Annotated in this window: 8 protein-coding genes; 1 reads left to right on the top strand and 7 read right to left on the bottom strand. The window is 45.1% G+C overall.

The window, feature by feature from the left end:
• Positions 1-860: 860 nt before the first annotated feature.
• Positions 861-1,826: an extended-spectrum class A beta-lactamase CfxA4 gene (locus tag M1P97_RS25980; protein ID WP_057280848.1), complete on the top strand. Its 966-nt coding sequence runs from the start codon at positions 861-863 to the stop codon at positions 1,824-1,826.
• A 92-nt stretch (positions 1,827-1,918) separates the two neighbouring features.
• Here M1P97_RS25980 and M1P97_RS25975 read toward each other — a convergent pair whose 3' ends face one another.
• The 7 genes from M1P97_RS25975 to tnpA form a co-directional block, all read right to left on the bottom strand.
• Positions 1,919-3,322, bottom strand: a complete 1,404-nt coding sequence (locus tag M1P97_RS25975) for a hypothetical protein (RefSeq protein ID WP_004292734.1) — start codon at positions 3,320-3,322, stop codon at positions 1,919-1,921.
• Positions 3,323-3,604: 282 nt separating this feature from the next.
• Complete coding sequence (locus tag M1P97_RS25970; RefSeq protein WP_004292742.1) at positions 3,605-4,720, bottom strand: DUF6371 domain-containing protein; 1,116 nt, start codon at positions 4,718-4,720, stop codon at positions 3,605-3,607.
• Between the two features lie 3 nt (positions 4,721-4,723).
• Positions 4,724-5,821 (bottom strand): AAA family ATPase, encoded by a 1,098-nt coding sequence (locus M1P97_RS25965; RefSeq protein ID WP_217803722.1) that lies wholly within the window; start codon positions 5,819-5,821, stop codon positions 4,724-4,726.
• A 5-nt stretch (positions 5,822-5,826) separates the two neighbouring features.
• On the bottom strand, positions 5,827-6,201 hold the full coding sequence (locus M1P97_RS25960; RefSeq protein ID WP_122116178.1) for a helix-turn-helix domain-containing protein: 375 nt from the start codon (positions 6,199-6,201) through the stop codon (positions 5,827-5,829).
• A 199-nt stretch (positions 6,202-6,400) separates the two neighbouring features.
• A complete protein-coding gene (gene tnpC, locus M1P97_RS25955) occupies positions 6,401-7,258 on the bottom strand; it encodes a transposon Tn4555 protein TnpC (protein ID WP_004339687.1) in 858 nt (285 codons plus the stop codon).
• Positions 7,259-7,505: 247 nt separating this feature from the next.
• Complete coding sequence (locus M1P97_RS25950; RefSeq protein ID WP_004338318.1) at positions 7,506-8,624, bottom strand: tyrosine-type recombinase/integrase; 1,119 nt, start codon at positions 8,622-8,624, stop codon at positions 7,506-7,508.
• 141 nt (positions 8,625-8,765) lie between these two features.
• A complete protein-coding gene (gene tnpA / locus M1P97_RS25945) occupies positions 8,766-9,701 on the bottom strand; it encodes a transposon Tn4555 protein TnpA (RefSeq protein WP_004292844.1) in 936 nt (311 codons plus the stop codon).
• Positions 9,702-10,058 lie beyond the last annotated feature (357 nt).

The following is a 10,058-nucleotide window of genomic DNA, read 5'->3' as shown; positions in this document are numbered from 1 at the left end:
GTATTTACAACCGATTATTACTCAATATTTTATAGATAATAAGTCAGAAATATGGTTGTTATTTTTAATTGCACATTCTAAAAGGTGAAGATTTAACGCTTTTATTGATTATTAACTCAAAAAGGACATCAACTTGGGTCGTTTCTTCTCTTTTCCTTGCTATTCGTTTCCGATATTCCACTTTTGTTTTGGTCTATCTCATATGTACTGCAAAGGTATTGATTTTTGTTTGATATTGCTCCTTGCTTGCTCCTTGTCGTAGATTAATTTTCACACAGGAATTTTTGTTCTCTTTCTATAGGGGCTTGAAACAATCCATTTATTGGAAACAATTAAAGACGGAGCTGGTTTGCCCCAGTGCTTTTTAAGAAACAGGGCAATTATTTTATCTCCACAAAGGCTCTTGTTCCCAATTATGAGGAAAGCCTAATAAACGAGTTCTTACTGATGGGTATTTCGATAAAAGCTGCTTGAAATCTGCAACAAAAGTGTTGCCCATAGAAATGGAGTTAAGCCAATACACCACATAGCAGAGTTGCGGATAAAGTGTTTGTTCACGGAACGAGAAATCCGTAATCCATGTGTTTGGCATACGCATAGGCATCATTGGCTTGACAGGAAAGACCCGATTTGACAGTCTTGAATGATGGGCGCAGCAATTACGAAGTACGGGTCTGGGTACGGATTAAAAGGCTAAGTGATTATTTTCAGTCATTTAGCCTTTTTAATTATCTAATTTTTCCCCACATTTTCCCCACAGCTGTCTATTTATATATTTTTATATATATTTTTCCGTAAAGTTATGTACCTTTGTCGGCAAATAAAGATATTCTCGTCAAACAAATATAAATAATATAAACATGGAAAAAAACAGAAAAAAACAAATCGTAGTTTTGAGTATAGCTTTAGTTTGCATTTTCATCTTGGTATTTTCATTGTTCCATAAATCAGCGACAAAAGATAGCGCAAATCCTCCTTTAACAAATGTTTTGACTGATAGCATTTCTCAAATTGTCTCAGCTTGTCCTGGCGAAATTGGTGTGGCGGTTATTGTTAATAACAGAGATACGGTTAAGGTCAATAATAAGAGTGTTTATCCTATGATGAGTGTGTTTAAGGTTCATCAGGCATTAGCTCTTTGTAATGACTTTGACAATAAAGGAATTTCACTTGATACCTTAGTAAATATAAATAGGGATAAACTTGACCCAAAGACTTGGAGTCCTATGCTGAAAGATTATTCAGGGCCAGTCATATCATTGACAGTGAGAGATTTGCTGCGTTATACTCTTACTCAGAGTGACAACAATGCAAGCAACCTTATGTTTAAGGATATGGTTAATGTCGCTCAAACAGATAGTTTTATAGCCACACTCATTCCTCGTTCAAGTTTTCAGATAGCTTATACGGAAGAGGAAATGTCGGCTGACCATAACAAGGCTTACTCTAACTATACATCTCCTCTTGGTGCTGCAATGTTGATGAATCGTTTGTTTACTGAAGGTCTTATCGATGATGAGAAACAAAGTTTCATTAAGAATACGTTAAAAGAATGCAAAACAGGTGTAGATAGGATAGCAGCTCCACTTCTTGATAAAGAAGGGGTTGTTATAGCGCATAAGACAGGTTCAGGTAATGTTAATGAAAATGGTGTTCTTGCAGCTCACAATGATGTTGCCTATATATGTCTGCCTAATAATATCAGTTATACCTTAGCGGTATTTGTTAAGGATTTCAAGGGAAATGAATCACAAGCGTCACAATATGTTGCGCATATATCAGCTGTAGTATATTCTTTATTAATGCAAACTTCAGTAAAATCTTAAACTGCACTTGCTTTGATAATTAATGATAAACAATCTAAAAGCACTCTAATCGTTATCGGAGTGCTTTTAGATTACTAATCAAATTGCTTCTATTATAATTTGAATCCTCTACTTTTTCTTTCTTCCTGTTGCGGCACTCTTGCTCCATATCTAAGCCTGTGCCATTGCTCCCTGAACCAGTCGGCAATCGGCTTCCTGTTTATTGTCAGGTTCAGCCTGCTTTCATCGTCAGGGTCATTTTCCACCCTTAAAATATCATCCTTTATATCAAAGTTCCGCCTGTGTTGCTCGGAATAGATTTTACCGCTACATTTCAGGGCTTCTTTTTTGACTATAAGACTTTCAGTCATTTCTTTAGAGAATCCCAGCATGGCACAAAACTTTTCCATGCGCAGCATTTCCCTGAACATCGGAAACCACCTGAAAGCCTTGTCTATGATTCTGGCGAGCCGTGACAGTTCTTTTTCTTTCATGTCAAGTTCCTGCCTGTGCATTTCTCTGAGATTGTGGATTTGCGTATCATGCTGTTTCTGCATCTGCTGTACTTGGCTCTGCAATTTTTCAATATTGGTGTTCCGTTTTGAAACCTCGTCTTGCAGTTTTTCGTTGGCACGTTCCAGTTCTTTCAGTTTTCCACTCCCGAAAAGAGAAGCAACTCCACTAGTTATGGCTGTCGCTGCCGTGGTGGCTGTCTTCTTTAACTTGTCAGTGCGTATTTCTGATTTCACCTGTTTCAGTTCCTGCTCGGCAAGATTTATCTGTTCTTCTTTGTGCCGTTTGGCTGCATCCATGCGTTGCAGTTCAGCTTTCTGCTTCTCAATGATAAAGTCGTTCCGTTCCAGATGCTCCTTACCAGTGACAGCCTTTGACTGCCCGCGTTCCATCAGCAGGATGTCGGATGCAAGGGTCTGCATCTGCATCATGTCATCGTCATTGAGCTTTCGGCTCTTTCCTGTTTCGTGGTTCATCCAGTCGAAAACGATATGGGCATGATAGTTCGGCTTGAACCATCTGTCCCCGACTTTGAAGCTTTCCCTGTCTTCCGCTTCCGGCTGACCGTTCAGCCAATGCCCTTCATCCTTGTGCAGGAAGATTTGCAGCGGTGTGATTCCCCAGCGTCTTTGACACTCCTCACCGAATTTACGCACGTCTGCCAGTGTGGTGTCCGACCTGACAAGCAGCACTCCTTCACGTATGGGGGAGCATCCCGCAATCTTGACTATTTTACCGTTCTTGCCTTTGCGTTCACGCTCCTTTTCCTGCATGGCACGTCCGGTCTTTTCCTTTACCATCTGTCTGATATTGTCATAATGCATCCGCAAATCCGGACTGCCGAAGTCGGGATTTATCCACTGTTCGTTATCGGTGGATAGTTCAGGAACGACATAGATTCTGGACTCTCCGATGTGGCGCATGTATTCGGCAGTCCTCCTGTTGTGAGCCTCGCTCGATGCGATGTTGCAGGGCTTGATATGTATGCTTGATTTTGTTGCCATAGATACTTGTTTTTTGGTTTGTACTTTATTGTTTGCTTTTCCGCTGTCCGTAAACGCATGGGGTTCTTAGGGGTGCAACCCATAAGCGGAGATTGCAAAGAGAGGGTCACTCTTTGCTCTGGGTTCTCAGGGGAGAAACGCCCTGAGTGGGTCATTAGGGTAAAACCCTAATCCCCTCGGGAGAGCCCACAACTACGTAAGCGGAGCGTGTAGTTATAGTGGGCTATATCAATGGCAAGCCATTGTCTGCAAACTCCAGCCTACGGCTTCCGCTCTCCTCCGTCAGGGAGGTTTTTCATCATCGTTGCCGATTGGAGATGCACCGACCAGCACAAGGTCTAAATCGTCTATCAGTTTTTGCAGGACGGGATTCTTCTCTATCATCCGCTGGAGGATTCTCTCAGCCTCGACCAAGTGGTTGGCTGTACTCATCACCTTGCCCTCCCGTATCTGAAAGATAATCCAATCGGCTATGTCGATATGGGCTTCTTTTTGTTTCGGGGTGGCATTCCTTTCGATGATGTCCGAAACCACCACCTTACAAAAGTACATGCTCTCGGCTCGCTGTTTCCACTCGGCATAAGCATCGGCATCGGGAAAGAGAAGCACGGTTCGCCCTGACAGTACACGGAGTTTCTCTTCTCTCATCTGACTCTTACCACCCGTAGCCAGCCATACATAATCGGGGAAGATAGCAGAACCGATAACGGCACTCTTCTCGGATTCCACCAAGACCACCACCTTGTCGGGATGCGTTTTCAACAAGTGTTCCCCGAAAAGGCATTGGGATAGTTGCCAATCCTCTGCCAACACACGCTGCTTTTTCAATATGCTGTGTATCCAGTTCACTGCCGATGTCTGTCCTCCCTTGATACGGTGTCCGTCTTCGGGATTGTACTGCATCACCTTTCCCGTGCGTACCTTGCCCGTCCTGTCTATCTGCCAAAAGATAACAGAGCCGTCACGGGTAGCCCCCAAACGGTATTCCTCCAACAACCGCTTCAACACCTCTTTCGCCTTGTCGCCATAGTAGGAAGTAAGGAGTGTGAAGAGGAAACGGAAGAAATTGCTACGCTCGCTTTGCGACTTCTCCACATAGTGAGGGGGAATATAGCCGATGGCTGTCGGCTTACTTTGCTGCTTCACTTTCTTCTGCTCTGCTCTTTGCCTGTCAAAAGAGAAATCATTGGTAGTTCTGTGTTCAGGATGCTCTTGAAAATACTCTTTCGGAGTGTAGTGATACCCACAACCGCTTTCGTGGTTACATCTGCCGACCGATGGATGCAACGGCACATTATTTTCGTCCACGTAATAGACGAAAGAATGCCTGTCTCCGCATTTGGGGCAGGTATGCCGTGTTGCCGTTCCTTTATACTTCTGTAATGAATAATTGCCCATAGCTTAGTCCGTTTTTGATGGTTGATTGTCGGCTGTCCCATCCTGTCCCATTGTCCCACACTCTAAGGGTTGGGACAGTGGGACACTTGGGACACCTGCGTTTTTACTCTCTTTGCTGCGCTGGATGATACGGTTTACGGTGGACTTGCCACAATTCACCTGTGAGGCTATCTCCCTGACGGACTTGCCCGATTGGGAGAGTTGCAGAATTTGGCAATCCCTTTGGCTTGATTCATTGTCGCCCAATTTTTTCAAGTGTTCCTTTTCCGTGGAATAGCCCCTGAACACGAACTGCAAGAAAGCATCCACCTTGTCAATCTCGTAAACGATTACATTATCCGCATCATGAGAGAACGTGCCATAGCGCACTTTAAGCTGCTTCACATAGCGAAGCCCTCCGTCTTGGGCACTTTTTCCAATGGTGAACACGCTGTCAAAGAAATTGTAGAGCCGTTTGCTTCCGGCAAGGTCGTTGGATGTGATGGGACAATCCAAAGAGCGTTTGGGCGTATGTGCTAGGACAAGGATAGAGAGCGCATATTTCTTTTTGAGATTGTTCAGCTGAATCATCAGCCGTCCTGCGGCATCGCCTTTCTCCATGGCGCAACACAGGTAGGTAAGATTGTCAATGATGAAAATCTTGCAGTCGGTCTGCACAGCCATCTGTTCAATGCCGCCTATGATAGCTTCCTCAAAGTTGGCATCCAAAAGCTGGTTGCAGTCAATAGACACCCGATAGAGTTTGTCGGGAAAGGTGTAGAGCTCTCCATGCTCGTTGGTATAGCGGAGCTGGAACTGCTTTTCGGACAGTTCAAAGTCCAGATACAGCACATTGTCGGTTCGGGCGATGCGGTCGGCTATCTGCACGGCAAGGATGGACTTGCCCACGTTGGAATCGGCAAACAAGCAGGAGAGTTCCCCCTCGTACCAAAAGCTGTCCCACAGCGCACGGGGCGTAGGCAATAACGATGCTTCAAGAATGGTTTGGTTTGCCGTCTTGATATTCATCATGCCTACACTGTCGGGCATACCGTTATGCGCTTGGGATGCTTTTGTGAGGTCGCCACGTATCAGGTTGATATAGTTCTTATCCTCTTCCATATCATTCACCAGTTACGTGGGTTGGGCTTGCGACGGTGGGAAGAGGATAAGGACTTGTTCAGTTCCTCGTCAGACAACGGAATGGGATTCTTTCGGGCGGTTTCCAGCCACTTGTCCAGTTCGTCACGGTAAAGGCAATAGCGTTTGCCGGGCTTGGTGGCAGGGATTGTCCCTTCTGACAGTTTCATGTAGAGCGTACCCTTAGGGATACCTAAATACTCTGCTGCCTCGTCCACAGACATGGGCACGTGGGTGTCCACCGTTTTGGCATTGTTCACACTGCACTGCTCGGCGAGCAGGCTTTTCAGGCTCATCACTTCGTCTCGAAGCTGAGCGACAACCTCGGGGAGGTCGTTGAAGGTAAGAATTGATTTTTCCATTCGCGTACTCGTCTCTTTTGTAAGACTTGGCGCAAAGGACTGAAATGATATATCCGTGAATATCTCCACGACACGTCATTGCAAAATAATTCCCGAATAATTAAGCCCAGCCATAAATGACGGGTAAAATTACTCGGGAAACGATGTAAAACAGGCGGTTATGAGTTACCGGATGGTTGTCGTTGGTGTCGTGATTATCCTAATTCCGCACATAATCCTCGGGATAGTGGAAATCAAGTTTGCCGTTTTCGGGTTCATCAATGGGAATTTCCGTCTTTAACGGCTCTACCTTGAAATTCTTGATGGTTGATAAGTCTGTATCAGCAAACGATTTCGGGAAAAGGGCTTTGATGAACTTGGCACGGTTATCCCCATTGTAGTATCTCTTGTACAGGAAACGCTCAGAGATATTCCATACGAAGTGACGGAGTGGAATGTTGTTGATGTCTTTGGTAAACGGTCTTTGTATGGGCTTCGGGGTATAAGTGTTAAGATTCATCCATTTGTCCACCTCAGTACAGATGTGGTTCACGGTTTCTTGGTCGGCAATGCGAGGCAGGTAATAATGGCAATACTCCATGACCATGCGGATGCGCTCTTCCTTTTCCCGTTGCTCTCTGCTTGCGTAATTGGCACGGTTCTTTTCGTGAAGATCCGGGGCGATAGTAAGCTCTATCGGTTGTGTTTGGATAAGTGTCTCTTCTTTTGTCGGGGATGATTCGGGTACAGGCTCAGGGACTGATGTAGGTCCAGGCACAGATGTGGCTTCTTCAAGTGTATTTTGTGACAGTTCTTCCTGCACCTCTATGGCTTCGGCAATCGTTTCTTTCTTGCCGAACTTGATTTTGTAGATTTCGTATGTATCAAAGATAAGTGTCTGAAAGGAGAGATAGAGCAACCATCCCAACAGGTTACAGCATACGAATACTATCCACCTGACAAAGTTGTCTTGGTTGAAGCTGTCCGCTATTACCAGCGTGGCAATGGAAGATATTAGGACGATGGCGAAGCCGACAAAGCCCAAGATGATGTATTTGTCCTTGATTGATGATTCCATATTTCGTTGAGAGATTGAATGTTCCTGTATTATTTTGTGCAAAGTTAATGCTATTTTTCCCAATTACTGCCCGTTATTTGCGGTTAGAACGGTCTTTTTCAATGTATTTCACGAAATGTCATCATATCATACTCTGTTTCATACTCTGAGGGGCTTATAAATGGTGGCATCAAGCCAAAAACATAGAGGGGCGATTATAGCCTTGTAGCCATAACCGCCCCTCTGAATACCTGTCAATGTGAGACATTTATGCCTCCTTGCGCTTCAAGGTTATCTTGTCCACCACCTGACACATCTGCTGCGCTGCTATCTTGGAATAGATTTGTGTGGTGGTAATGTTCTTATGTCCGAGATAGGCTTGGATGACAGCCATGTCCGTTCCCATTTCCACGTGCAGGCTTCCGAAGCTGTGGCGGGTACAGTGAAAGGTGATTTTCTTGGTTATCCCTGCTGCCGTGAGCCACCGTTGGAGTGGTCCTTGCAGCATCTTGTCCTTGAAATCCTCAAAGATAAGTCCCTCGCCCCGTTCTCCCAGCAGTCCATAGGCTTCATCACTGATGGGGTTATGCACTATTTCTTTGGTTTTCTGCATACGGGTGGTAACGAACATCCTGCCGTTGGTGTATGGTTGTATCTGCTGCCACGTGAGCTGTCTGATGTCGCTCTTTCTCAGTCCCGTAAGACAGGCGAAAAGAAAAGCTTTTTTCAAGACCTCCTCCTCACAGGGTGTTTCGGCAAGCCGTATCAGTTCCTCTTGGCTCAAATGCTCCCTGATGGTGGGAATGCACTCGATGCGGTCTAAGAAGCCGTTTGGGTTCTCCTTTATCTTCCTGTCACGGTAAGCGGTGTGCAGCACGGCACGGAAAGTTGACCAATAGCCTGCTGCGGAGTTGATGTGCAGCTTTTGGTTGGTGTGGATGGATTGGGGTGCATCAAGCAGGTATTCCATGAACTTGCGGCACAAATCCACATCCACCTCCTCAAAGGTGCATTTGCCGTTCACGAACCGCTGGAAATGCTTGTATACGTGCTGCCACTTGATATTCTTGCGGTCAGCCAGTCCTTTGAAATAGGCAAGGAAATCGCCCTTCATCTTGGTCTTGTCAAAAAAGCCGTTGTTTTCATTGAAAATGGCTTCGTAGCGCTGGTTGCGCAGGATGACCGCTTTCTTCATCATGCGTGCGTTGAAGTCCCGTTCCTGCTGGTTTGCAGGTTTGGCGAAGATGTAAATTCCTAAGGCTTCACGTGTAATCACTCTCATGGTGACATTGTCACGGTAGCCGGGATAGTAGTCAAGGCATAGTGAATACTGTGTCCCGTTCTTAATCTTGCGCTTACGCAAGGTAACTGTTTTGCATTTACTCATAATAATTATGTTTTAATTGGTTGTATACATTTTGGAGTTGTATCCATGTTTCCGATGGCAAAGGAACAACGTGAAATATCCGTGAATACCTCCACGATACATCATTTTGAAATAATTTTCGATAATCCCGATTTTTCACGGTTATTTGTTCCTTTCAGCCATGACACGCTCCACATCTGAGCGCAAAAGCAGGTTTTTCACACCCACCTTTATCTTTTCGATGTGCTTCACCTTGACGATATGGCAGATGTTGGCTGACGAAAGACCATAGATTTGCTGCACCTGCTCAACGGTATAGTAGCGTTCATCGTTCACAAGGTCAGTTCTGCGGAGTTCGTTCAAATGTGATTTGGAGTAATAGGTACGCCCGTACTCTCTTTTAGTGGGTATCTTATGGCGATAGGTGTAGGCACGGAGTGCGGTCGGCTTCATGCCGAACAGTTCCTCCACCTCCTCGGTCAGTAGCCAGTCGGTAATTTCGCTAATATCAACTGCCACACCGAAAAACTCGTCAATATGCTTCTTGCTGTAATAGTTCTTTCCTGCGATACGGCAGATGGGGATATGGTTACGCTTGGCTGAAGTGTAAAGCCATGACTGCTTTACCTTAAAAAGGGACATCACCTCCTCGCCCGAATAGAAGTCCAACACTTCTTCGCTTTCCTTTTCCCTTTTTTCTCTTTTGGCAGGTAAGGAAGATGAAGATGATTTCCTTGGTGTGGAGGTGTTGCCGGGCAGGATGCGGTGATAGGGATTGCCCTCCAACATCTGCTCGATGTCGGCTCTGCGGATGAATGCCATGCGGTTGCTGATGCGTGAGGCTTTCAGCTTGCCGATGGCTACAAGTTTGTAAATGTACTGTCGGGAACAGCCCATGAGGATGGCTGCTTTGGAAAAGGTGAGATACTCCTGATGCTGTATCTCCATCAAGGGTTGGGCGACTTTGAAGAGGTTGTTCTTCTGCATCACTCTGGCTCGTTTGGCTTCTGCCTGACAAGCCTCACTGCAATATCTTTGCATACCGCTTCGGGTTACAAAGGACTTGCCGCAAAAACTGCATTTTCTGGTTGCTTTCATACCGTTTTATCGTTTAATGGTTCATTTCTTCAATCCTATATCTCTGAAATGGTAAACGGATGTGAACGGAAGTCAACCATTGTCGCTTTTCTACACAGTGTGACTGTTTCCGCATATCGGGGCGGTTATTGTCGCTTGTCGTAAACGGTTGTAAACCCTTGTCAACTGTCTGCACGGTGTGACAAAAAACAAGCCCCGCAAATTCTCCACGTCAGAAATACGTCTCAAAAATATGTGGAAATTTGGGAAGCGACAAATGGCAACCGAAAAGTGTTAAATTTTAGAATATGCTGGTAATTAAAGATTTACACTCGGATATTTCTGATTAGTTTTGGTTGTTCTATGGTTATAAATACA

The sequence above is a fragment of the Parabacteroides leei genome, assembly GCF_023369805.1.
In the GTDB taxonomy this organism is placed as follows: Bacteria; Bacteroidota; Bacteroidia; order Bacteroidales; family Tannerellaceae; genus Parabacteroides; species Parabacteroides leei.
This window is presented reverse-complemented; position numbering and strand designations above follow the sequence as displayed.